Origin of the sequence: Yersinia proxima (assembly GCF_902170785.1) — a bacterium.
Lineage (GTDB): Bacteria > Pseudomonadota > Gammaproteobacteria > Enterobacterales > Enterobacteriaceae > Yersinia > Yersinia proxima.
The window spans coordinates 18,992-44,464 of record NZ_CABHYG010000004.1; the positions used below are offsets into that span (position 1 = coordinate 18,992).

Consider the following 25,473-nt stretch of genomic DNA (forward strand, 5'->3'; position numbering starts at 1 on the left):
ATTGTCCCAGTATTGCTAGCCCTCATCTATGACATAGCCAACCTGTGTCCAATGGTTGGCTATGAAAAATATTATAGATAAATGTAATTATGCCGCGAGTGAGCGGAACAGGTAACGGAACCACCATAATGGCCGCCACCATACCTTACGTTCAGGCACTGTCGGCGGACGTGAATGTACTTTTTTGATTTCCCAATTAAAGTTAAGGAATATGCGACTATGGCCATATTCTGCACCAAATAGGGCAATTTCATTTTTCTTGCGATCATCAATAGGCGCGTTATGCGTTAAATCACGATCCAGTGAATGGTAACTTTTCTTCCTATCAACATTACGTTCAATACAGCGGTATTGCTTAGGTAGATAACGTGGTGTAGAACCATGGTCTTTATGGAATTTCACAAAACGGTAATCTTCCGAACCGTAATGACCAGCGAACTCTTCGTCATAGCCATACAGTCGGAAGAATCGGGCTCTGGACATGAAGAATAAATTCGGGTGGCCACGATAGGCCTTGCCCGTTTTCTCATCGGTACGATAGATACGATAGAGTGAGCGCCCAGGGTTACGCGCATTAACCAGATAACGCATGGTATCTTCAGGCAACAGACAATCTAAATCGGTAATGATGATCTTGTCAGATTTGGCGTAAGTTACACCAAGATTACGGGATCCAGCCTGGTTCCACTGAATATCCGTGGTTATTCTTAACCACGTGAAATTCAAATCATAATCTTTTACTTCATACTCTAAAGGTGAGCAGTCATCTACGATGACAAATTCTACCGCATCCTTAATATCATCAGGGTAAGATTCATATTCCTTCAACAATGAATCAACGGAATCCATATTTCCCTGATTACAGTAAAAATGAGTTACATAAGTCAGTTTGATGTGCTGCTTATCTAACGGATGCCGCGCCTTAACAATCTCTACATCCTTAGTCACAATATAAACCTCTGTTTTAAGAGAGAAAATAATAAAATTTATAATTTATTGAGTTCTAACTATTAAATGACAAACACATGCCGAATAACATTGCCGTAAAGGATAAAGAGTTAACCTAATCAGTCAAATATTTTCTTCACATTATTATGGCGATCACAACGCATTGATTGATCTTCAAAGTGACAGAACTGACTAAACATACGACCGATGAGTTTTGTCGGAGGGTTTCAGGGGAACGGCTAAAACTCATGGAAGCCGAAACCGCCATGAGTTACTACTCAGTCCCCTTCTCAACGCTTGCATAAAGGCGTTCATTGGAGTGGTGAACGCCATTGAACCTCTTACTGCCCCTTTACAACTTCTCGATTGAGCTTAAGCAAATAGGCATTATTGCTTACTGTCATCTGATCGAAGTCTTTTCCATCCAGATGTTTAATCCGTCTTTTGATCACTTCGTCTCGTCGTGACGGCGATTTAAACTTGTCTGCTTTTTCCAAGGCATCGCCCAGTTCGGCAGCAGTCAGATCAGTGCTGTAGGCCGGCGTTCCTGGCTGTTGGCGCCAGGATTCATCTAAACTCCCAGCTCGAAATGGATCGAATCCAGTGTCATCCACCAAGCGACAGATGTGGAAAGTAATTGGAGGTGTCGGCGATGGTGGTAGTCGCTGGGAGGTGAGCTAATACGGGCTTCAGTTCAAGGATACGTGGAAATGGGACAGAAATAATGACGACGTCTACGCCACTTACTGCCTGGTCAGCGGTCGCACGAATATTGAAGAACTACCTCGTGACCAGACCACCATCCAATACCCGGGCCCCCGAGCTGACGCGATTCAAAATCGTGCAAAAATTCTCGCTGTGGCCATCAAGTTTTTTCATTCATACGGAGTGAATACCTGTCCTCTTTCGATGGCCTGTCTGACCCACTCAGTCGCGCGATGATGAGCGCAGACTCTGCATTGGCAATCGCCTGTGCCTGGTTGCTCCGTACAACTGAACGTTATTTAGCTTCAGCTCAGTCAATAGGCCGGGCCATTAAGCCCGGTTTTCTTGCTAGTTCCTACCGTAAGCAAGGCAACTTGCTAACTTACACCTCCCTTACCAAAAGATTACATAAACAAGACAGTCTATTGATCAATCGATACAACTGTTAGAATAGCGTTATTCAAACATGGATGTTTTTGAAACAATTCAATCGCAGGCAGTCATCTTAATGTTAGCAACAATTCCAACGCAAAAAATAACATCAAATAAATTTCGTAATGATATCAATGGGCTTAGAGCATGGGCGGTCATTGCCGTTGTTCTGTATCATTTTGGTGTGCCAGGATTCTCGGGAGGGTTTGTCGGTGTTGATGTTTTCTTTGTCATCTCCGGCTTTTTAATGACACGGATCATCGTTTCTGGCATGGAGTCTGGCAATTTTTCATTCTTACAGTTTTATCTGGCCAGAGCGCGAAGAATTATTCCCATGCTTTTGGTACTCTGTTTTGCGCTATTAGTTTTTGGTTGGTTCTGGCTGCCTGAACAGAATTATAAATTATTAGCAACCCATGTGGTAAATACACTCTTTTTTATATCGAATATTAAATTTTGGCGTGAGTCGGGTTATTTCGACGCGTCCTCACATGAAAAATGGTTGCTACATACCTGGTCACTTTCTGTAGAGTGGCAGTTTTATATCATTCTACCCATTATCATTTTTGTACTGTGGAGATTTATCAGTTACAAGGCGGTAAAATTCGCCCTATTAACCCTAGGGCTTCTATCACTATGCCTTGCTATCTATGCTTCACAGCGCTGGCCGTCAGCGGCGTTTTACCTTCTGCCAACCCGAATGTGGGAAATGCTGGCTGGAGGGATGGCCTGGTGGGTAACGCGTAGAAAAGCCATGCCGGAGACTCTGGCAAGATATACAGAAGTTATCGGTATAGTATTTATCTCTGCGTCAATCGTGCTATTTAACTCATCAATTGTTTGGCCCGGTGCAAATGCGCTATTACCGGTAACTGGTGCGGTGTTGGTCCTGATTTCTGCACGGCAAAAATCAATTTTCACCGCTAACGTTATCGCTCAAAAGTTGGGAGCCAGTTCCTATTCTATCTATTTATGGCATTGGCCTATTGTCGTCGCATTAACTTATTTAAGTTTACTCAGTAACTATAAATGGGTGCTACTGGCTTTAATTGCTACCGTGATATTAGGTGAATTATCCCTTAAGTTGGTGGAAAATCCATCACGGAAAGTTTTCGCAAAATTATCCACCACCTCTAACCTGGTCTATATATCGCTGTGTACACTGGTCGTTGGTGTGCTGGCACTGACAGTTAGACACAGTACGCTCGATCGCGACATTATTGCAGATAAAGAAACCGTTGAGCTTTATACAGAAATACAATCATTTCATGTGATGCCAAACCGAGATAATGGCTATTGTTTTTACAATGTCGATGGTGAAACCGACCCCATCATCTCAATGGAAAAATCAGTGTGCAAGCTGGGGGTTAAGTCATTGCCGCCACAAGGTCTGCTTTTTGGGGATTCTTTTGCCGGGCATTATGAACCATTCGTCGATGAAGTCGCGAAGAAACTCGGTATCTCGATAGATTCTGTTACCACCAACTGGTGTTATCCCAGCTTAACTGACTCAACTAATGGCACTAAAACACGAGCAGTATATAAACAGTGTTTATTGAATAGAGAGTATCTAAAAGAAAATATTTCAAAATATGATTTTGTTATATTTTCTGCTATATGGTTTGATTTGTATCGTAAGGGATACCAAAATGAAATTGTTGATGTGATCAAATATGCCAAATCTAAAGGGGTGAAAGTGTATGTAATGGCATCCCCCACACAATACGACATTAATGTCTTTGCTAACTTTATCGCCGCGGGTATCAATGATTTACCCTTTAAATTAAAAGGTAATACCAATAAAAAAGATGATGACACCAAAAAAATGAATGTTATCTTCTCCCAACTCGAAAAAGAAGGATATATAAAATTCATCAAAAAAGATGAGATATTTGATGAAAGTGACTCATACAATTATAACGGCATAGATATCCCTTACACTCTTGACGGCGCACATATTTCTATCGACAGTTCATTGATGGCTGCTAAACGATTTATTGAAAGTGGTATCTATAAAAAATACTTTTCAGATACAAAGTGAATATATCATTAGCTGGGCAATGACGCCCGGCATTGGTTATTCTGATGTTACCAGTCAGTTAATATCCGGCGATTGCACTATTACATTGGCAATATAAGTGCTTAAATAGCTGCCCCGAAGATAGCGCACAGGCCGTGTGTATTGGCAATATAAACACCCTATCAGCGGAAAATTTCACAGCTTAGGCACTAGCGAAGAGGAAGCAAAACAAGTCACCTGCTAAGCAAACGACATCATTGCCAAACAGCGCACACATCAGATCCTCAGTGTTAACCAGAAAATTGCCCGTTTGCGGGATTCAAGAGAGTTTATTACCGTCACAACCTGAGCACAAGGCCACACCCGTATGGCTCAGGTCGTCAGGATGGGCATCATTGACGTTTTCAAAGAGGCACAACACGCGGGTCAAGTACCACCAGGTTACAACCCGGCACTGGCGACCAAACAACCCCGAAACAGAGTGACGCGCCTGCGGCTGTCTCTCGACGAATGGAAAGCCATTTATCTTGCAGCCGAGCAACATCCCCCCTACCTCCAATGTACAATGCTGCTCGCCTTGGTCACGGGTCAAAGGCTCGGGGACATTTCCAATATGAAATTTTCAGATATTTGGGATGACATGCTGCACATTACCCAGGAGAAAACAGGTTCACGCCTGGCTATTCCGCTGGATCTGACTTGTCAGTCGATAAACATGTCATTGAGGGAGGTGGTGGCCTTAATTGCGCCTTCGGTGCCTTTGATAATCAGGTCTACGGCTTCGAACCAGCCCATGTGACGCAGCAGCAGGAGTTATATTGCCAATTAACCACATGAAAATTGACTATGAATATCAGTTATTTCCCTGTAGAGATGGCTATATTGCCCTATCCTGACCTGCTGAAAATAATAAGATTAAAAATAGTTTTGCAGAAGAGTTTTTGGGATGGTTTGATGGGAAAGACTCAACACATCTATTCAGTGTTGAGTCTATGTATCGTTACTCGACATCTACCTGTGCTACCGAGAAATATCAGCCATTTAACACTGTCTTGAAAAATACCACTCTGCGCAAACAAATATATGAAAATTTCTTGTCCTATTCTGCCCCATTAATAGAACGCATCCGTGCCTCTTATATATGCATGAGTTGTCGCTCTTACCAGCCAAACACTCATTGCGAGAAATAGCCCCTCAAAGTGGCTGGCGTCAAATAAACTGCTAAACTTTTCATTATCAGCATGAGTGCCCATCAATAATGGAATAAATGACATGGAATTAGTCAGGAAAACTCGTAAGCAGGTTTATTATGTCGTATTGGTAACAGCCATAATTTATACATCTATCGTAGTAAGCGGACTACGTGGATGTTTTAATGGAAACTTTGACCAATACCTCGTTCCTGGAAAATATGCAGCACCTCAAAACATAACAGCTCACGGATTCGAGAATAAAGTATTTCCCAAAGATTCTTCTGGATGGGATGGGCAATTTTACTATTATCATTCTGACGATCCACTATTACTACGTGATACTTCATCTCATATTGATATGCCTGCATATAGAGCACAACGTGTAGGAATCCCAGCTATTGCATACTTGGTTTCAAGGGCGCTTGGCCAGAGTTGGACATCTCCAACAATATTTTTTTCTGTTAATGTAGGGCTACAACTGATTGCAACATTTATTATTGCATCATTCCTTTATTCTAAAGGATTATCTCCTTGGATGACGATGTTATGGGCAACTAGTGGGGCTGCATTATATACTGCTGCTTTCGGACTAATAGACGGAAGTGCCGATGCTTTATTGTTGATATCATTAATTTTATTATCAAATAAAAAAATAAAAGGATACTTAATATTAATGTCACTAGCGGTACTTTCAAAGGAATCTTATATCATAATACCCATAGCCATTACAATTTCTCACTTGATATATTACTTATATTCATATGTAAAACATGAGAACATTTTTAATCTATTAGATACAATTAAAGTAATATCATATAATTTAATCCCCATTATTATCGGGTTGTCATGGTTATTATACTTGCACATACATCTAAATACTGATTCTTTTTTTAGTAAGGTTGGTGCTGAAATGATGAGCGTTCCATTTCAGAGTATTTTTAATTATATTCACTCTGGGTTACATAGAAAATCTTTTATAGCTTCCATAAATTTAACACCTTATACACCAACGTACAAACTTTTAATCGGCTTGATTCTGTTTCTAGTTTTAAATATATCAACACTCTTGATACCTGTATACAATACAATATATTCAATTAAAGAGACGCTATCAAACTTACAATTACTTAATGTATCATCTGCTATTATTGCGTTATCAGCCGCATATACTTGTTTAAGTGCAATTCAGTTATGGGAACCCGTCGGGTTCGTTAAAGCATCATCTTTGCTCATAGGATTATTTATAATATACACAGCAGTAAATAATAGAAATAAATACTTAATAGTAACTATTACATCGGCATTGCTAGCCATATATTCATACGTAGTGATTTATGAAAGAATATCCGTTAATCCTATGAGGGCAGATGATAGAAAAATACTGTGGGTCACAGAGCAACCTGAATGTCTAACCTCAGCAAATATATTGATATATCTAATCTCTATTGATAGAGCGTTCCAAGATACAATCCTAAATAATTTAATTATGCCAAAACGATATATAGCTTCAGTTAAAATAACAAATAAATCAGAAGACTCTCTATCACCATTCAAAGGTAAGGGAACAATAAATGTAGGTTATCAGTGGTTCTCTCCTGACGGAGCAACACTTCTCTATGATGGTAATAGAGTGCCGATATCACATACTTTAAAATATGGAGATAGCGACACTGTTAGCTTTATAGTTAACCCTCCCCCCAAGAATGGCAATTACACGCTTAGAGTCACACTGGTACAAGAGGGATGTAACTGGCTATATAATATAAACCCGTCAATAAAGAATGACATTAAATTGAAGATATAATAGATACTAAATTTACTACTATTAATACCCCATTTGGAGTTAAAGTAACCAGTTTGGGTATCACTTATGTATATGTTCTGCATAAATCATGGATAAACCGGGGGAGGAAGGAATTTCCGAACAAACTCAGATAAGGATTAAAAATAATCTATCCGATGCTGATCTTTACCGTAAACGGGAAATCAAGTTCGGGAGGTTGCGGCGATGAAAACCAAGAGATAACTTTTATTTCTGTTTCATCAGAAAATTGCACATATAATTTCATTAGAAATCATACCCCGCAAAATAAATACCTAACGATGCTGTATCTAATAAATCAGAAAGTGCATTGCTGATGCAGTGACATTTTATCTTATCCAGAAATGAAAAACCCGCACATGGCGGGTCAATATCTTCAGTAATTATTGATTGATAATTTTTCATTCCAGTGGGTTAATATAAAACCCATCCTCACCGGATTCCTTTGTTATTTTGAACCGGCCATTATTAGGGGTTTCTATAACGACTAAATTAGGATTAACAATCCTGAAGCTGGCAATTTCCATCTGCTTTTGCTCATTAATCATTTTTGATATATTTTGATAATTAAAACATAGTGTTCCATTCTTCGCATAAAAATTATCTACATCACTGGGGCAAACTTTTAACTCTTGCATTTTATTATAAAGTATAAAGAATATTATCCCGCCACAGACCGCAATCCCTATAGCAATAAACCTCATTACAGTCCGCTTTCTGGATGGTTCTTTTTTGAATGAATAAAATAAAGCTACCAGAAAAACAAAGAAGAAAAATAACAAAGTTTGCCAAGCACTCATTTCTATCCCCTAAAATTGTATTTTTCATATACTATCAGGTTATGGATAGTTAATGGAAGTTGTTACCTTTCCACTTTGATTCCCGGCAATAACCTGGAGCTCACCCGTTCGACTATCAATAATCGTCAATTCTACTTCTGGTTTGTTATCTCTATAGCCTGGGCGATAGCGCTAGCAATCTGATCAGCACCACCGACAGAGTTTTGTTGTGGAGCGTTTATAGATGTTGGAGGTAATACGTTAATATCCGAGGGGCCGCTAGTTAACTCGCCTTACTGAGGATCAACGGCAGGTAAGTCCGGCATAATCTTCTGGAGATAGTTACGCGTCTCGGTGGGGGCTTTTCCTAATCCATGTTTATGGACGTTATTCTGTCCCCAATTGTAGGACGCTACCGGCTTATTCACATCACCGTCAAAATCTTTGAGTAGATCTGCCAGATAGGTAGATACCAAGACATTACTCGGACATAAAAATCAGGCAATGACAGATAAATACAATGACGATCGAGGTAAAGAATGGACTGTTTTAGCTGTTTAAATCAGGTTACTTTCTAGACAGTTTTGCAGGGGGGGGGTTTGCAGGAGTTTTGCAGGAACATTTAGTGGAGCTTTAAAAACTCACGGAAGCCGAAGCCTCCGTGAGATATTGCACTCGAAGCGTTATTACATGTGTTGAATAATGGCGTCGCCAAATTCACTACATTTCAGTAACTTAGCACCTTCCATCAGACGTTCAAAATCATAAGTGACCGTCTTGGCCTGGATAGCGCCTTCGGTTCCTTTAATAATCAGGTCTGCGGCTTCGAACCAACCCATGTGACGCAGCATCATTTCTGCGGACAGAATAATAGAACCTGGGTTCACTTTATCCTGACCCGCATATTTCGGTGCTGTACCATGAGTCGCTTCAAACAATGCGCACTCATCACCAATATTAGCACCTGGGGCAATACCGATACCGCCAACTTGTGCAGCCAATGCATCAGAAATATAATCACCATTCAGGTTCATACACGCGATAACATCATATTCAGCCGGACGCAGCAGGATCTGTTGCAGGAAAGCATCGGCAATAACATCTTTAACAATGATGTCCTTACCGTTGTTTGGATTCTTGATTTTAACCCAAGGGCCGCCATCGATCAGCTCACCACCAAATTCCTCACGCGCTAACTGGTAACCCCAGTCTTTAAATGCGCCTTCGGTGAATTTCATAATGTTGCCTTTATGAACCAGGGTGACTGATTCACGATCGTTGGTAATTGCATACTCAATTGCAGCACGTACCAAACGCTTAGTCCCTTCTTCTGAACAGGGTTTTACACCGATACCGCATTGTTCAGGGAAACGGATTTTCTTCACGCCCATCTCTTCACGCAGGAACTTAATCACTTTTTCAGCTTCTGGTGAACCGGCTTTCCATTCGATACCCGCATAGATATCTTCTGCGTTTTCGCGGAAGATCACCATATTGGTCAATTCAGGGTGTTTTACCGGGCTTGGAGTACCTTCGTAATAACGCACTGGGCGCAGGCACACATACAAGTCGAGTTGTTGGCGCAAAGCCACGTTCAGAGAACGAATACCGCCACCCACTGGCGTGGTCAAGGGGCCTTTAATTGCAACGCGGTACTCACGAATCAAGTCCAATGTTTCTTCTGGCAGCCAAACATCTTTGCCATAAACATGCGTTGATTTCTCACCGGTGTAAATTTCCATCCAGGAAATTTTACGCTCACCTTTATAGGCTTTCTTAACCGCAGCATCTACCACATTGATCATGGCCGGGGTCACATCAACGCCAATGCCGTCACCTTCAATAAATGGAATGATCGGATTATGCGGAACAACCAGTTTACCCTGAGCATCGACAGTAATTTTCTTACCTTCTGCCGGAACAACTACTTTGCTTTCCATCAACCTCTCCTTCAGCGCAATTTTGTTAATGCCTTGTAAGATTCGTGTCAATACTACTTGAATATTCGTTCCGCGCCAATCCGAAACAGATTGAGGTATAATGCGCTAATCATCCGAAATCGCAATAATCATGAATAAATTCTCTGTTAAAAATCACAAAGTTAACCGATTCAGCACCAAGACACTGGCGAAACAGGTGAAGCCCATCGCCCCTCGACGTGTACTGTTATTCAACAAGCCTTTTGATGTGTTACCCCAGTTTACCGATGAGTCTGGACGCTCAACTTTGAAGGAATTTATCCCTTTTAACGATGTTTATGCGGCTGGGCGACTCGATCGGGATAGCGAAGGTTTACTGGTATTGACTAATGATGGCAAACTGCAAGCCAGGCTGACGCAACCGGCCCAGAAAACCGGTAAAGTTTATTTTGTGCAAGTTGAAGGAGTGCCTGACGAAGATGCACTCAGTCAATTAAGAGTTGGGGTAACCTTAAAAGATGGCCCTACTTTGCCCGCTGGTGCTGAGCTGGTTAGCGAACCTGAGTGGTTATGGCCACGACATCCACCTATTCGAGAGCGCAAAGCCATCCCAACAAGTTGGTTAAAAATAACACTTTTCGAAGGCCGCAATCGGCAGGTTCGCAGAATGACCGCCCATATTGGCTTCCCTACCCTTCGTCTGATACGTTTTAGTATGGGTAATTTAAGCCTTGGCGATCTACAGCCCGGCGAATGGAAGGAGATAAACCATGTTTAAGCCCCATGTTACCGTGGCTTGTGTCGTGCATGCTCAGGGGAAATTTTTGATTGTCGAAGAGACCATCAATGGCAAAAAATTATGGAATCAGCCCGCAGGTCATTTGGAAGCCGATGAAACTCTACTGCAAGCGGCGGAAAGAGAGTTGTGGGAGGAAACCGGTATTCGAGCCACCCCGCAATATTTTCTGCGTATGCACCAGTGGATAGCGCCGGATAAAACCCCCTTCCTGCGTTTCGCTTTTGTTATTGAGCTACTGGCCCCATTGCCCACTCACCCACATGACGATGATATCGACCGCTGCCTGTGGCTCACCGCCGATGAAATCCTGCAATCAGATAATTTACGCTCACCTTTAGTGGCGGAAAGTATCCGTTGTTATCTGCAACCTGAGCGTTATTCACTTGATGTCGTTGGTTCATTCAACTGGCCCTTATAACCGTCAGATTTGATTCACTCAGGTAATTTCATTAAGAGTGCGAATCTACCATGCAGCATCGCAGTCAACGTGATAAAATCCGGCGCTTGTTTTTATAATGCCCTGCCGCGCTGAAAAGTGAGTCGGAGAATATTATCCGTCACAGCCTTCATTGGGGCTTTAGGTATTTACGTAAGTGAGACTCCCATGTCAGATAACAGCCAGAAAAAAGTAATCGTCGGTATGTCCGGCGGTGTCGATTCTTCCGTTTCCGCCTACCTGCTCCAGCAACAAGGTTACCAAGTCGCTGGTTTGTTCATGAAAAACTGGGAAGAGGATGATGGCGAAGAGTATTGCTCAGCAGCGACCGATTTGGCCGATGCTCAAGCGGTATGCGACAAACTGGGCATGGAGTTACACACCGTCAATTTTGCCGCAGAATACTGGGATAACGTGTTCGAATTGTTCCTGGAAGAATACAAAGCCGGGCGCACCCCTAACCCCGATATTCTGTGTAATAAAGAAATCAAATTTAAAGCGTTCCTCGAGTTCGCCGCAGAAGATTTGGGTGCGGACTATATTGCTACCGGCCATTATGTGCGTCGTCAGGATGTTAACGGTAAAAGTCGCTTGTTACGCGGCCTTGATGGCAATAAAGACCAAAGTTATTTCCTCTACACATTAAGCCACGAACAGCTCGCTCAAAGCCTGTTTCCTGTTGGTGAACTAGAAAAGCCTGAAGTTCGCCGCATTGCTGAGCAACTTGACCTGGTCACCGCCAAGAAAAAAGACTCAACCGGTATCTGCTTTATCGGCGAGCGCAAATTCCGTGATTTCCTGGGCCGCTATCTGCCCGCGCAACCCGGCCCAATCATGACCGTAGATGGCCAGCATGTGGGCGAACATCAGGGTTTGATGTATCACACCTTGGGACAGCGTAAAGGTTTAGGGATTGGCGGCACCAAAGAGGGTGGGGATGATCCGTGGTATGTGGTGGATAAAGATGTTGCCAATAACATCTTGCTGGTAGCTCAGGGACATGAACACCCGCGTTTAATGTCTGTTGGCCTGATTGCACAACAGTTACATTGGGTTGATAGAGAGCCTGTCACTGCTGCTTTCCGTTGTGTGGTGAAAACTCGTTATCGCCAGCAGGACATTCCCTGCACCGTGACACCATTGGATGACGAACGTGTTGAGGTTCGGTTTGATGAACCCGTAGCGGCAGTCACACCAGGTCAGTCGGCGGTCTTCTATCAAGCTGAAGTCTGTCTCGGTGGCGGTATTATAGAAGAGCGTTATCCACTGCCAGGTTCAGCCGCAAACTAACCCAACCCAGCAATGAACATGAACCAGAACGTTTACAGGAGTAACCGTGGCGAAAAATTATTATGATATTACGTTGGCATTGGCCGGAATCTGCCAGTCAGCTCGCTTGGTTCAGCAACTGGCGCATGAAGGCCAATGCGATAATGATGCATTGAATACGGTGCTCAGTGGGTTGCTACAAACCAACCCACCTTCCACTTTGGCCGTCTATGGCGGCAATGAACAATCCTTGAAAATGGGATTAGAAACACTGCAAAGTGTGTTAAATGCCAACCGTCAGGGGCCAGCAGCGGAACTGACTCGCTATACCCTGAGCCTGATGGTGTTGGAGCGAAAACTCAATGCCAACAAGTCGGCCATGAACACCTTGGGTGATCGCATTAGCCAGCTTGATCGCCAATTGGCGCATTTCGATCTTGAATCGGAAACAATGATGAGTTCGCTGGCTGCCATTTATACGGATGTTATCAGTCCACTCGGCCCGCGTATTCAGGTTATTGGCTCACCCGCTATTTTACAAAGCACACTGGTGCAAGCAAAAATTCGTGCCACCCTGCTAGCGGGTATCCGCTCAGCCGTGCTTTGGCAACAAGTCGGCGGAAGCCGCTTGCAGTTAATGTTCTCGCGAAATCGCCTGTTTAAGCAGGCGCAGAGTATTCTTGCTCATATTTGAAATCCTTTCTCAGGAGTTGCCACCGATGGAATTATCCTCACTGACCGCCGTTTCCCCAATTGATGGACGCTACGGCGACAAAGTCAGCGCACTGCGCCCAATCTTTAGTGAATTTGGTTTGCTGAAATTTCGCGTGCAGGTCGAAGTACGTTGGCTGCAAAAACTGGCCGCCTGTGCAGAAATCAAAGAAGTTCCGGCTTTTGATGCCAACGCAAACGCTTACCTTGATGAGATTGTGGATAAATTCAATGAACAAGATGCACAACGCATCAAAACCATTGAACGCACCACGAATCATGATGTAAAAGCGGTTGAATACTTTTTGAAAGAGAAAGTAGCAAGTGTTCCGGCATTGCAAGCCGTATCAGAATTTATCCACTTCGCCTGCACTTCAGAAGATATCAATAACTTGTCACACGCTTTAATGCTGCAAACGGCACGCCAGGATGTGATTTTGCCTGAATGGCGCAAAATTATTGACTCCATTAAAGCCCTGGCTCACCAGTATCGTGACTTGCCACTGTTGTCCCGTACCCATGGGCAACCAGCAACACCGTCCACGATTGGTAAAGAGCTGGCGAACGTCGCATACCGGATGGAACGTCAATTCCGTCAACTGTCACAAGTTGAGATTTTAGGCAAAATCAATGGCGCAGTAGGTAACTATAATGCTCACATCATTGCTTATCCTGAAGTAGATTGGCATCAATTTAGCGAAAGTTTTGTCACGTCACTGGGCATCAACTGGAACCCATACACTACGCAAATTGAACCGCATGACTATATTGCCGAACTATTTGACTGCGTGGCTCGTTTCAATACTATCTTGATCGATTTTGACCGCGATATCTGGGGTTACATTGCATTGAATCATTTCAAGCAAAAAACCATTGCTGGCGAAATTGGCTCAAGCACCATGCCACATAAAGTGAACCCAATTGATTTTGAAAACTCAGAGGGTAATCTGGGCCTGTCCAACGCAGTGCTGGGCCATTTAGCCAGCAAACTCCCTGTTTCGCGCTGGCAGCGCGACCTGACGGATTCCACCGTGTTGCGTAACTTGGGTGTAGGCTTGGGTTATGCGTTGATTGCCTATCAAGCGACCATGAAAGGCATTAGCAAACTGGAAGTCAACGAAGCGCACCTATTGGAAGAACTGGATCACAACTGGGAAGTTTTGGCCGAGCCGATTCAAACAGTTATGCGCCGCTATGGCATTGAAAAACCATACGAAAAATTGAAAGAATTGACCCGAGGGAAACGTGTTGATGCGGCGGGCATGCAAGCCTTTATCGACAGCCTTGCGCTGCCGGAAGCAGAAAAAACCCGCTTGAAAGCCATGACGCCGGCCAATTACATTGGTCGTGCCACAACAATGGTCGATGAGTTGAAGTAATGCATTAATCTCAAATACAGATGGCAGTCCAACAGCCATCTGTATTACCCCTATTCTTTCTTATTCTCCTGCATACTCCCCTGTTTAGTCCCGGTTTAGTCGTAGTCATTGATAATATTCGCGATGTCAAAAGGACGTTACAATTACAGGAGTTATTATCATATGTTGAAGAAAACACTACTTTCCCTGACCCTTATGGGCATCTGCACTAGCACTATGGCTGCTGATTACACTTATGTATCTGGCGGGTTGCAATATGGTGCTATCAATAGTAATGCACGTTTTGATAAGCAATTTAATCAAAGTAATTCCAGCCATATAGGTAATCGAGACATGGCTGGGATCTATCTTAATGGTGGGTACGGTTTTGAGAACGACCTGTTCCTTGATGGCCGCCTAAGCGGTATCGGTAATGATGACCGTAGCCTTGCTGAAGCGGTTCTTGGACTGGGCTATCATTTTGCGTTCTCCCCCAATATTGATTTTTATACTTTAGTGGGTGGCAGTCGCCATGCAATAACATTTGATGCCAGCAAAGATGGCAAAAAAACCAATACCTACAATAGCGCCACCGGCGAAATCGGTGTCAAAAGCAAGTTATCACAGAACTTCGGTCTGGATGTTGCCTACCGCTTAGCAAACTATGATGGACGAGCATTCCATGAAGCGCGGATAGTAACAGACTACGCCCTAACGCAAAACCTCGCAGCTGAAGTAGGTTATACCTACCATAACTGGAAAGTCAGTGATCAGGCAATGCAGGCAGGTTTGCGTTACACTTTCTAAGTCACTGTTTTAATGTTTAACTGATCGGGTAATATTAACGTACCCGATCAACGTCTCATCGAGGAATGTGGTATGCGGGTTTTAGTTGTCGAAGATAATGCATTGCTGCGTCACCACCTTACGGTGCAAATGCGCGAAATGGGCCATCAGGTTGATGCAGCTGAAGATGCCAAAGAGGCAGACTATTTCTTGCAGGAACATGCTCCAGATATCGCCATCATTGACCTTGGCTTACCGGGTGAAGATGGTTTGAGCCTTATCCGTCGTTGGCGTAGTCATCAGACAAACCTGCCAATTCTGGTGCTAACTGCGCGGGAAAGTTGGCAAGATAAAGTTGCGGTACTTGAAGCTGGTGCAGATGATTATGTCACCAAGCCTTTTCATCTTGAAGAAGTTATTGCGCGAATTCAGGCTTTGATGCGACGCAATATCGGCTTAGCATCCCAAGTTATTGAGTTTCCTCCGTTTCAAATTGATCTTTCACGTCGAGAGCTGTGTGTCAATCAGCAGCAGATTAAACTGACTGCTTTCGAGTACACTATCATTGAAACTCTTATTCGTAATGCAGGGAAAGTGGTCAGCAAAGATACACTCATGCTGCAACTCTATCCTGATGCAGAACTACGTGAGAGCCATACTATTGATGTATTAATGGGTCGTTTGCGTAAAAAACTGCAGGCAGAACATGAAAGCGAAGTGATTACGACCATCCGTGGTCAGGGATACCGTTTTGACGCCAACTAGACATCATGTTCCGAAAAAATAACAAACCATTCTCCCTTCGTGCTCGTTTTCTTATGGCAACAGCAGGTGTCATCTTAGCGCTGTCGTTGTCTTATGGAATGGTCGCCGTCGTCGGCTATATCGTCAGTTTTGATAAAAATACCTTTAGCGCCCACCGAGGGGAAAGTAATTTATTTTTCAGTCTGGCCCAGTGGCATGATAATAAGCTGAGCATCTCTGTTCCACCTGAACTTGAGTTAAATATCCCCACTCTGGTTCTGATTTACGATAAAGATGGCAATATTCTCTGGCGTCAGCGGCATGTACCTGAGCTTGAATCCCGTATAGAGAAAAGCTGGTTACAAAAACCGGGATTTTACGAGCTGGACACAGGAACACAAATCAGTAGCATGATGTTGGGTGATAACCCGAAAGCACAAGACCAACTAAAAAAATATGACGAAACGGATAACAGCGCTCTGACCCACTCTGTATCCGTTAATACTTATCCCGCGACGTCCCATTTGCCACAGCTCACGATTGTGGTTGTAGATACTATCCCACAGGAGTTGCAGCGCTCAGATTTAGTTTGGAACTGGTTTAGTTATGTCTTATTGGCAAATTTACTGCTAGTTGTTCCCTTGCTTTGGCTTGCAGCCTATTGGAGTCTAAGGCCCATTAAAGCGCTGGTCAGTCAGATAAGCCAGCTAGAGAAAGGTGAACGCGATCAGTTGGATGAAAATCCACCTCAGGAATTGCAGAGTTTGGTTAGAAATCTCAATATTTTGCTTACTAATGAACGCCAGCGTTATACCAAATACCGCACGACGCTATCCGACCTCACTCATAGTCTCAAAACCCCACTAGCGGTATTACAAACAACGCTACGTTCTTTACGCACTGGTAAGCAAACAACCATTGAGGAGGTCGAGCCTATTATGCTTGAGCAGATAAGCCGTATCTCTCAGCAAATTGGCTATTATCTGCATCGGGCCAGTATGCGCTCCGAACATAACGTGTTGATTCGCGAGATTCATTCGGTTCCCGCCCTACTCGATAGCCTGTGCAGCGCACTGAATAAAGTTTATCAGCGCAAAGGGGTGGTCTTGACGTTGGACATTTCACCAGAGGTAACTTTCCTTGGGGAACAAAATGACTTTATGGAAGTGATGGGTAATGTTCTGGAAAATGCCTGCAAGTATTGCCTGGAATTCGTCGAAATAACCGCCCTGCACTCAGAAAAACAACTCACTATTGTCGTTGACGATGATGGCCCTGGCATCCCAGAAAGTAAACGGCAATTGATTTTCCAGCGCGGCCAGCGAGTGGATACGTTACGACCTGGTCAAGGGCTTGGATTATCCGTTGCGGCCGAAATTATTGAACAATATCAAGGTAAAATAACTATTACTGAAAGTCCTCTCGGCGGGGCGAGGATGATGGTAACCTTTGGCCAGCAAAATGATTATCATGCCGATTAATAAAATTTGCCTGCTAATACCTGATACTGATGACAGGCATCCGTTATAATCATCCGCAAGTTCACCCCTCTCCTGGAATAAACATGGATTACCAACTCAGTCTCGATTGGCCTGATTTCCTGCAACGCTATTGGCAGAAGCGCCCCGTCATCCTCAAACGTGGCTTTAAAAACTTTATTGATCCACTCTCACCAGATGAACTTGCTGGCTTAGCAATGGAGAATGAAGTCGACAGTCGTCTGGTGAGTCATGAAGATGGCCGCTGGGAAGTGAGCCATGGCCCATTTGAGAGCTTTGATCACTTAGGTGAAACTAATTGGTCATTACTGGTACAAGCGGTTGATCATTGGCATGAACCCGCAGCCGCGTTAATGCGCCCATTCCGCCCGCTTTCAGACTGGCGTATGGACGATTTAATGATCTCTTTCTCCGTTCCGGGTGGTGGCGTCGGCCCGCATTTTGACCAGTATGATGTCTTTATCATTCAGGGCACAGGGCGTCGCCGCTGGCGGGTCGGTGAGAAAACGGAAATGAAGCAACATTGTCCCCATCCTGATTTGCTGCAAGTTGGGCCGTTTGACGCCATTATTGATGAAGAAATGGAACCCGGCGATATTCTCTATATCCCGCCAGGTTTCCCGCATGAAGGCTATGCGCTTGAAAATGCATTGAATTATTCAGTTGGTTTTCGCGCGCCTAATGGCCGGGAGCTGGTGAGTGGCTTTGCTGACTATGTGCTTTCACGCGAGCTGGGCAGTTACCGTTACAGTGATCCAGATTTGCAATTACGCGAACATCCGGCGGAAGTGTTGCCACAAGAAGTCGATAAACTTCGTGCGATGATGCTCGATTTAGTCCAGCAACCAGAAGATTTCCAAAGCTGGTTTGGCGAATTTATTTCTCAATCGCGCCATGAATTGGATATCGCGCCACCAGAGCCGCCTTATCAGGCGGGTGATGTCTATGAGCTATTGCAACAAGGTGACGAATTACAACGCCTTACCGGATTACGTGTTCTACGTATTGGTGATCAATGCTTTGCTAATGGTGAGTTGATTAATACACCACACAGGCAAGCCGCCGATGCCTTATGCCAACACTTTAGCGTAGATGCGCAGAAGTTGGGTGATGCACTGGAAGACCCGTCTTTCCTGGCAATGCTCACTGCGTTGGTAAACAACGGCTATTGGTATTTTAACGACTGATATTTCTAGCTTATTCCGCCAAAATGCCCCGCTAGACGGGGCATTTTTATCAGTCGGTCAGACTGATAACTCTTTAGCTCGTTTAGCGGTCAACTCAGCAATTCGCATAATAACCGCTACCGCTTTTTCCATCCCTTCCAGCGTTATAAACTCATGTTTACCATGATAATTATAGCCACCTGTGAAGATATTTGGACAAGGTAAACCGAGGAAGGATAACTGCGCACCGTCAGTACCGCCACGTATCGGCTTCATGATGGGGGTAATATCACAATCCTGCATCGCCTGTTGAGCTATTTCGATGATATGTGGATGTTTAATAATATGCTCACGCATATTGTAATAACTATCATCTATAATGATTTCAATATAGCAATCACGGTGTAACCCTTTTCCTACCCGTTTAGCAATATCCACCATGTTTTTCTTGCGCGCTTCAAAACCATCGCGATTAAAATCTCGCACGATATAGTGCATTTCTGCCCGTTCGACCGTGCCTTTAATGCTTTGTAGATGATAGAAACCTTCATATCCTTCAGTGTTTTCAGGGGTTTCATCAACGGGTAATTCCTGATGGAAGCGGGTTGCCAGTGATAGCGCATTGACCATTACCCCTTTAGCACTCCCGGGATGCACATTATTACCGACAATCTTTATTGTCACCGATGCAGCATTGAAGTTCTCAAACTCCAACTCCCCCACACCGCCGCCATCCACGGTATAAGCCCACTGTGCATTAAATTCGTCCACATTAAAGAAACGCGCACCTTTTCCCACTTCTTCATCCGGGGTGAAAGCAATACGAATATCACCATGAGGCACATTGCTGCGCTTTAAACGCACCATTGCGGTGATGATTTCCGCGATACCCGCTTTATCATCCGCGCCCAATAAGGTTTTACCATCAGTGGTAATCAGGGTATGCCCTAGCAGTTGATGCAATATGGGGAACATGACCGGCGATAAAACCTCATCGCCCATCCCCAAAGCAATATCACCACCACGGTAATTTTCTACAATCTGTGGATTAACATTTTTACCCGAGAAATCAGGTGAAGTATCAAGATGGGCAATAAAACCAATGGTAGGAACCGGCCAGGAAACATTTGCAGGCAAAGTTGCCATTACACAGCCGTGCTCACTCAAACTCACGTGAGAAAATCCCAATGTCTGCAACTCATGTTGTAACGCCAGAGCCAGCTTGCGCTGCCCTTCAGTGCTCGGCACGGATTTTACATTGGCTTTTGCTTGTGTATCAAAAGAAACATAGTTGAAAAAGCGGTCGAGTAATTTGTCCATGGGCCCACCCTCATAATAGTGAATATCATTATGGGGAAGTGATCACCATCAAATATTGCGTCAGGTCAGTTTTAGACAAACTTAAGCCAGAATAAAAAAGACAATATCGGAATGGTGTCAGTTGAGCGAGAGCCGCTAACCACGCGGCGGCACCAATTAAGCAAGAGATTAACCAAGTAATTGGAGTTGCAGCCAGGCAGCCAACGAACAAATCCCGCTGAGCTGACTCAAGTTAGTGATTCGGGTGAGTGAGTGCCGCTAACAACGCTGCGGCACCAATTAAGTAGGGTAATTAGTCGCCTTGCCGGTTTTCACCGCGCGTGGTTAAGAATTCACGCACATATTCTGGAACCACTTTACTGGCTAAACCATAGTGTTTTTCATCAAACTGACTCTCGACCTGGCTAGGTTCAAGATTCAGCTCGACAGTATGAGCGCCATGCAAGCTCGACTCATGGACAAACCCGGCAGCAGGATAGACATGACCGGAGGTGCCAATTGAAATAAAGAAATCAGCCTTAGCCAGCGCCTGATAGATCTCATCCATGCCCATTGGCATCTCACCAAACCACACAATATGTGGGCGCAGTGGCGATGGGAATTGGCAACAATGGCAGCGCTCATCCGCACTGAGATCACCCGGCCAATCCAGTACCTGGCCTGACTGGGTGCAGCGCACTTTCAATAACTCGCCATGCATATGAATAACGCGTTTACTACCCGCTCTCTCATGCAAATTATCTATATTCTGAGTTACCAGGACGAAATTATCACCCAGCACGGCTTCCAAATCAGCTAATGCAAAATGGGCTGCATTTGGTGCAATATCAGACTGCTGTAACTGGCGGCGACGTGCATTATAAAAAGCCTGAACCAGTTCAGGGTCACGGCGATACCCTTCAGGGGTAGCGACATCTTCCACTTGATGCTCTTCCCACAAACCATCTGCCGCACGGAAAGTACGAATACCAGATTCGGCCGAGATACCAGCCCCCGTCAGAACCACCACAAACGGCTTTTTCATTTCGGATGTTGCGGCACTGTCTCGATGAAAAATACGGGAGCGAAAACGTTGATGTCGCAAGTGCTTATTCTTGCGAAACCGACACAACCGATGGCGAATGCGCATAACCTTTTGCCTCTATTTTAGGTATTGTTATTTGCTATTGATTTACTAACGCTCAGACAAATGCAGGAACGCCGCTCCACGAACCCCACCAGCATCACCATAACGCGCTTTTTCAATGCGCGGCAATCGGGCTACTCGCAGCAAATGTTGCGGCAGCCGTTTTGGCAGTTCTTGATAAATATGCTCGAAATTAGATAATCCACCACCGATGACGACGAGATGGGGGTCCAGCATAGTCAATAAATTACCTAAGCAAACAGCCAGTACATCCATAAAACGCTCAACATGAGCTATAGCCATGGATTCACCGATGTTATAGTTTGCAATAATTTCAGTCGCTGGCAAAGATTGTTGGTTGAAATGTTTGTACATCCACTCAAAACCACGTCCTGAAATATAATTCTCAATACAACCATTATGCCCACAACCACATGGTACTCGTGGAATGTCTGCACCCAGAATATCCAGTGCATCTACTGGCAAACGAAAATGACCAAATTCGCCGGTGATATGGTTTCGCCCACTGACAATATTGCCGTTCACAATCAGTCCGCCACCGACGCCAGTACCAAGAATCAACCCTAATACTGTTGGATAGCGACGAAACTCAGGATCCCAGGCTTCCGACAATGCAAAGCAGTTAGCATCATTATCGATTCGAACTTCGCGCCCGATTAACCCGGAAAGGTCACCTTGCAAGGATTGCCCCATTGCCGCGGGCACATTCGCCGTGAATACCGTACCATCATCGGCGTTGGGTAAGCCGGGAATGCCGATACCCACACTGCCTTTAATACCACAAAACTCATCGGCTTCCCGTGTCAGGTCATGTAATGTTTGCAGTAATTGTGAGTAGTCTTCACGCGGAGTAGGGACACGCTTATGCCAGATTCGTTGCAGGTTAGCATCAAAAACGCCTAACTCAATTTTGGTGCCGCCCATATCAAAACCGTAATACATAAAGTTATCCTTATAGACCCTAAATAAATCGAGTTGCAGGAAGGCGGCAACTGAGTCAACCCCCAAGAGCTTACATGAGTAAGTGACTGGGGTACGCAAAGGCCGCCAACGCACATGCGGCTTGAAGTATGACGGGGATAATTATTGCCCGCTCAGCACCCGCGCCGGATCAATACGACTGGCACGACGAGCCGGATACCAACTGGCAATTAAACTCAACACCAATGCGGTCGCCAGCACACAAGCCACATCAAACCAGTGCAGTTCTGACGGCAAAAAGTCGATGAAATAAATATCACCCGATAAAAATTGATGCCCGATCATCTTTTCCAACCCGCGGATAATATTGGTTAATTGCAAAGAGATAATTACTCCCGCGACCGCCCCGCTAACGCTGCCGATAAACCCTGCCATCAAGCCATACCAGATAAAGATGGCGCGTATCAGGCCATCTTTAGCGCCTAATGTACGCAACACCGCGATATCGCTGCTTTTATCTTTAACCGCCATTACCAGTGTGGAAACAATGTTAAAGCTGGCAACCCCGATAACCAGTATCATCGCTAAGTACATGATGGTGCGAATCATTTGGATGTCACGATACATATAGCCATAGGTGCCAATCCAACTGCTGATATACACATAGGCATTCGTGACCTCACCGGCACTGCGTACCAGTTTGTTGGCGTTATAGACATCATCGACCTTTATGGCTATACCAGTGACACTGTCACCCATGTCCAGATACTGCTGCGCATCGACTAAAGGTACTAATGCCAGGCTGTGATCCAGTTGCCCACTCAATTGAAAAACACCCGCCACTTGCAAACGAATACGTTTGGGTTGCAGCAATTTCATCTCAGGGTCGTTATTGGGGATCATCACCGTCAGCCATGACCCCTGCTTCACACCCAGAGCATCGGCCAGGCCTTTACCTAAAATAATCTGCTGCTGACCGGCTTTGAAATTGTCCCAGGCGTGGTCAAGGACGAAGCTCGGTAAGGCACTAAGTCGCTGTTCAGCCTCGGGATCAACACCTTTGACCTGCACGGCGCGCAGCTGTGTGCCGTTTTCAATCAACCCGGTGAAATTGATATAAGGTGCTGCAGCCACAATACCGGGGACTTTTTCAACCCGTTGTAAGGTTTGCGGCCAACCGCTAAATGGCTGATTGACCGCCGCAATTTCACCGTGTGGCACCACCGCCAAAATACGATTTTTCAGCTCACGTTCGAAGCCGTTCATGGCACTTAAGCCGACGATCAATACTGCCACACCCAAGGCAATGCCCAAGGTGGAGATCACCGAAATGAGTGATACCATCCCGCCGCGACGACGGCCACGGCTAAAACGTAAACCGATTAACAGTGAAAGTGGCGAAACGCCCATCCCAATGGCCACTATTGCGCCCCCACCAACGTCAAGTGCTGCTGTAGCTGGCCGTCACGCATTTCCAACTGACGACTCATGCGCTTGGCCAATTGCAAATCGTGGGTGACCACTAAGAAGGCTGTCCCTTGACGAACATTCAATTCACCTAACAAATTAAAGATACTATCGGCATTCCGTTGATCGAGGTTACCGGTCGGTTCATCAGCCAACACCAGCGACGGGTTATTCACCAGTGAGCGCGCAATCGCCACCCGCTGACGCTCACCACCTGATAGTTCGGACGGGCGATGTTTGCTGCGTTTCTCCAACCCCACAGCCACCAACATTTCGCGGGCTTTATCCTGCGCTTCACTCGGTTTGGCTCCGCCGATGAGTAATGGCATAGCAACATTTTCTAATGCAGTAAAATCTGGCAGTAAGTGGTGAAATTGATAGATAAAACCTAACTCACGATTACGTAACTCAGCTTTTGCCGTGGAAGACATTTGATTCAGCGAGCGCCCCTGATAAATCACTTCACCGGAAGTCGGTGAATCCAGCCCGCCCAACAAGTGCAATAGAGTACTTTTACCTGAACCGGAACTGCCGACAATCGCCATCAGTTCACCGGCTTCGATAGTGAACGACACATTACGCAAGACGTCGGTATGGAGTTGACCTTCCTGATAGCGTTTGCACAGGTTTAAACACTGTAATAAAGGATGATTACTCATAGCGTAAGGCCTCGGCAGGTTGTGCGGCGGCAGCGCGCCAGGAAGGATAAAGCGTAGAAAGCAAAGCAATCGCCATTGCCAACAGGGCAATCACGGTCACCTGAACCGGATTAATCTCCACCGGTAAGGTCGCGCCATCAATCAATAATCCGAGAACCGGGATAATGGTGTTCAATTGGCTGGCCAGCAAAATACCCAAACCGGCACCGAGCAACGCGCCAATAACCCCTGCGCTGGCACCCTGTACCATAAACACCAACATAATTTGACGACGACTTAGCCCCTGGGTTTGCAAAATAGCCACTTCGCCCTGTTTTTCCATCACTAACAGGCCCAGAGAGGTAATGATATTAAAGGCAGCAACAGCGATAATCAGGCTAAGCAGCAACCCCATCATGTTCTTTTCCATCCGTACTGCCTGGAAAAGCTCGCCTTTACGCTCACGCCAATCTTTCCATACCGTGCCTTCTGGCAAGGCCTGTTGACTCAAACTATCAACGGACAGCGGTTGCGAAAGGAATAGACGCCAACCGGTAATATTACCTGCCGGATAGCGCATCAGACGTGATGCATCCTGCTGATTAACCAGCATTTGGTAGCCATCGACTTCGCTGTCGGCGGCAAATGTGCCAATAACATTAAACAGGCGTTGGCTAGGGATGCGCCCCATCGGGGTGAATTGGCTGGCGCTTGGCACCATCAGACGCAGTGTCTCACCGCGCTTAACCCCCAATTGACCGGCCAGTTTTTCACCGAGGATCATATTGTAGCTACCCGGCTGTAAATCTTTCAGGTGCACATTCACCAAGTAATCGGCCAGAGGTTCATGCTGATTGGGGTCAACCCCCAACATCACTCCGGCGGAGAGATTGCGCGCGCTTTGCAGCACCACATCAGCGGTGGTTAACGGCACAATATCAGTAACGCCCGTCAGTGATTGCAGCGATGATGCAGGAATTTTATTCGGGTCAAGGGAGCCTTGTGGCGTGGTAATCAGCGCCTGCGGCATCATTCCCAAAATATTATTCTGCAAATCGCGCTCGAAACCATTCATCACGGATAGCACTGTGATCAATGCCATCACGCCGAGTGTGATACCAATGGTTGAAAGCCATGACACAAACCGACCAAAACGGTCAGATGCACGCCCGCGCATATAACGCAGGCCAATAAATAATGCGACAGGTTGATACATGAAATCTGTTTAGATCCTGTTGCTAAAGCAAAGTGATCGAGGATAATAAAGGGTACTACCGCTTTATGGAACCATTTGAATATATATCTTCGGCTTTTATTCCAAATCAAAGCGCTAATCTGTGGCTATACCCTAAATAATTCGAGTTGCAGGAAGGCGGCAAGCGAGAGAGTCCCGA

The 25,473-nt window shown here is 45.0% G+C and carries 22 protein-coding genes and 2 pseudogenes; 12 read left to right on the plus strand and 12 right to left on the minus strand.

Annotated elements, in window-relative coordinates:
• Nucleotides 1-87: 87 nt before the first annotated feature.
• Both FTB31_RS02165 and FTB31_RS02170 read right to left on the minus strand, forming a co-directional pair.
• Nucleotides 88-948 carry a glycosyltransferase family A protein gene (locus tag FTB31_RS02165; RefSeq protein WP_077173977.1) on the minus strand — a complete coding sequence of 287 codons (861 nt, stop codon included), beginning with the start codon at nucleotides 946-948 and terminating at the stop codon, nucleotides 88-90.
• A gap of 341 nt (nucleotides 949-1,289) precedes the next feature.
• A complete protein-coding gene (locus FTB31_RS02170) occupies nucleotides 1,290-1,562 on the minus strand; it encodes a hypothetical protein (protein ID WP_227731058.1) in 273 nt (90 codons plus the stop codon).
• A gap of 557 nt (nucleotides 1,563-2,119) precedes the next feature.
• Here FTB31_RS02170 and FTB31_RS02175 point away from each other — a divergent pair.
• Both FTB31_RS02175 and FTB31_RS02180 read left to right on the plus strand, forming a co-directional pair.
• The gene (locus FTB31_RS02175) at nucleotides 2,120-4,126 is read left to right on the plus strand and encodes an acyltransferase family protein (protein ID WP_227731059.1); all 2,007 of its coding nucleotides are present in this window, start codon (nucleotides 2,120-2,122) and stop codon (nucleotides 4,124-4,126) included.
• A gap of 124 nt (nucleotides 4,127-4,250) precedes the next feature.
• Nucleotides 4,251-4,844: pseudogene (locus tag FTB31_RS02180) on the plus strand (phage integrase Arm DNA-binding domain-containing protein); the annotation flags it as partial.
• On the opposite strand, the pseudogene FTB31_RS21550 reads toward FTB31_RS02180, so the two are convergent.
• A pseudogene (locus FTB31_RS21550) lies at nucleotides 4,823-4,915 on the minus strand (hypothetical protein); the annotation flags it as partial. The pseudogenes FTB31_RS02180 and FTB31_RS21550 sit on opposite strands and share 22 nt — an antisense overlap.
• Before the next feature lie 462 nt (nucleotides 4,916-5,377).
• On the opposite strand from FTB31_RS21550, the gene FTB31_RS02185 reads away from it, so the two are divergent.
• Nucleotides 5,378-7,102: a hypothetical protein gene (locus tag FTB31_RS02185; RefSeq protein ID WP_227731060.1), complete on the plus strand. Its 1,725-nt coding sequence runs from the start codon at nucleotides 5,378-5,380 to the stop codon at nucleotides 7,100-7,102.
• A 419-nt stretch (nucleotides 7,103-7,521) separates the two neighbouring features.
• On the opposite strand, the gene FTB31_RS02190 is transcribed toward FTB31_RS02185, so the two are convergent.
• The 3 genes from FTB31_RS02190 to icd form a co-directional block, all read right to left on the minus strand.
• Entirely contained in the window at nucleotides 7,522-7,920 is a 399-nt protein-coding gene (locus FTB31_RS02190; RefSeq protein WP_050078823.1) for a hypothetical protein, read from the minus strand.
• A 272-nt stretch (nucleotides 7,921-8,192) separates the two neighbouring features.
• Nucleotides 8,193-8,327 (minus strand): lysozyme family protein, encoded by a 135-nt coding sequence (locus FTB31_RS02195; RefSeq protein WP_407083946.1) that lies wholly within the window; start codon nucleotides 8,325-8,327, stop codon nucleotides 8,193-8,195.
• Nucleotides 8,328-8,585: 258 nt separating this feature from the next.
• Nucleotides 8,586-9,839 (minus strand): NADP-dependent isocitrate dehydrogenase, encoded by a 1,254-nt coding sequence (icd, locus tag FTB31_RS02200; RefSeq protein WP_077294788.1) that lies wholly within the window; start codon nucleotides 9,837-9,839, stop codon nucleotides 8,586-8,588.
• A gap of 130 nt (nucleotides 9,840-9,969) precedes the next feature.
• Between icd and rluE the strand changes: the two genes are divergently transcribed.
• The 9 genes from rluE to FTB31_RS02245 all read left to right on the plus strand — a co-directional run bounded on the left by rluE (nucleotide 9,970) and on the right by FTB31_RS02245 (nucleotide 18,607).
• Nucleotides 9,970-10,596, plus strand: coding sequence for a 23S rRNA pseudouridine(2457) synthase RluE (gene rluE / locus FTB31_RS02205; RefSeq protein ID WP_077294791.1), 627 nt, complete (start codon nucleotides 9,970-9,972; stop codon nucleotides 10,594-10,596).
• Nucleotides 10,589-11,035, plus strand: a complete 447-nt coding sequence (locus FTB31_RS02210) for an NUDIX hydrolase (protein ID WP_077294794.1) — start codon at nucleotides 10,589-10,591, stop codon at nucleotides 11,033-11,035. Before rluE ends, FTB31_RS02210 begins: the two co-directional genes overlap by 8 nt.
• 186 nt (nucleotides 11,036-11,221) lie before the next feature.
• Nucleotides 11,222-12,343, plus strand: a complete 1,122-nt coding sequence (gene mnmA / locus FTB31_RS02215) for a tRNA 2-thiouridine(34) synthase MnmA (protein ID WP_077173972.1) — start codon at nucleotides 11,222-11,224, stop codon at nucleotides 12,341-12,343.
• A 46-nt stretch (nucleotides 12,344-12,389) separates the two neighbouring features.
• On the plus strand, nucleotides 12,390-13,016 hold the full coding sequence (gene hflD / locus FTB31_RS02220; RefSeq protein ID WP_005170635.1) for a high frequency lysogenization protein HflD: 627 nt from the start codon (nucleotides 12,390-12,392) through the stop codon (nucleotides 13,014-13,016).
• 25 nt (nucleotides 13,017-13,041) lie between these two features.
• Entirely contained in the window at nucleotides 13,042-14,412 is a 1,371-nt protein-coding gene (purB, locus tag FTB31_RS02225; protein WP_077173971.1) for an adenylosuccinate lyase, read from the plus strand.
• Between the two features lie 162 nt (nucleotides 14,413-14,574).
• Entirely contained in the window at nucleotides 14,575-15,198 is a 624-nt protein-coding gene (locus FTB31_RS02230) for a YPO1635 family putative outer membrane beta-barrel protein (RefSeq protein ID WP_050078816.1), read from the plus strand.
• Nucleotides 15,199-15,270: 72 nt separating this feature from the next.
• Nucleotides 15,271-15,942: a two-component system response regulator PhoP gene (gene phoP / locus FTB31_RS02235; RefSeq protein WP_050078815.1), complete on the plus strand. Its 672-nt coding sequence runs from the start codon at nucleotides 15,271-15,273 to the stop codon at nucleotides 15,940-15,942.
• Nucleotides 15,943-15,947: 5 nt separating this feature from the next.
• Complete coding sequence (gene phoQ, locus FTB31_RS02240; protein WP_077173970.1) at nucleotides 15,948-17,402, plus strand: two-component system sensor histidine kinase PhoQ; 1,455 nt, start codon at nucleotides 15,948-15,950, stop codon at nucleotides 17,400-17,402.
• An 83-nt stretch (nucleotides 17,403-17,485) separates the two neighbouring features.
• Nucleotides 17,486-18,607 (plus strand): ribosomal protein uL16 3-hydroxylase, encoded by a 1,122-nt coding sequence (locus tag FTB31_RS02245; RefSeq protein ID WP_050078813.1) that lies wholly within the window; start codon nucleotides 17,486-17,488, stop codon nucleotides 18,605-18,607.
• A gap of 57 nt (nucleotides 18,608-18,664) precedes the next feature.
• Here FTB31_RS02245 and pepT read toward each other — a convergent pair whose 3' ends face one another.
• From pepT to lolC, 6 genes are all read right to left on the minus strand, one after another.
• Nucleotides 18,665-19,906, minus strand: coding sequence for a peptidase T (pepT, locus tag FTB31_RS02250; protein ID WP_050078812.1), 1,242 nt, complete (start codon nucleotides 19,904-19,906; stop codon nucleotides 18,665-18,667).
• 292 nt (nucleotides 19,907-20,198) lie between these two features.
• The gene (cobB, locus tag FTB31_RS02255; RefSeq protein WP_050078811.1) at nucleotides 20,199-21,035 is read right to left on the minus strand and encodes a Sir2 family NAD+-dependent deacetylase; all 837 of its coding nucleotides are present in this window, start codon (nucleotides 21,033-21,035) and stop codon (nucleotides 20,199-20,201) included.
• A 45-nt stretch (nucleotides 21,036-21,080) separates the two neighbouring features.
• A complete protein-coding gene (gene nagK / locus FTB31_RS02260) occupies nucleotides 21,081-21,995 on the minus strand; it encodes an N-acetylglucosamine kinase (protein WP_050078810.1) in 915 nt (304 codons plus the stop codon).
• Between the two features lie 141 nt (nucleotides 21,996-22,136).
• Nucleotides 22,137-23,384: a lipoprotein-releasing ABC transporter permease subunit LolE gene (gene lolE / locus FTB31_RS02265; protein WP_227722069.1), complete on the minus strand. Its 1,248-nt coding sequence runs from the start codon at nucleotides 23,382-23,384 to the stop codon at nucleotides 22,137-22,139.
• Between the two features lie 11 nt (nucleotides 23,385-23,395).
• Entirely contained in the window at nucleotides 23,396-24,100 is a 705-nt protein-coding gene (lolD, locus tag FTB31_RS02270; protein WP_050078809.1) for a lipoprotein-releasing ABC transporter ATP-binding protein LolD, read from the minus strand.
• Nucleotides 24,093-25,295, minus strand: coding sequence for a lipoprotein-releasing ABC transporter permease subunit LolC (lolC, locus tag FTB31_RS02275; RefSeq protein ID WP_050078808.1), 1,203 nt, complete (start codon nucleotides 25,293-25,295; stop codon nucleotides 24,093-24,095). The genes lolD and lolC overlap by 8 nt, the downstream gene beginning before the upstream one ends.
• Between the last annotated feature and the right edge of the window lie 178 nt (nucleotides 25,296-25,473).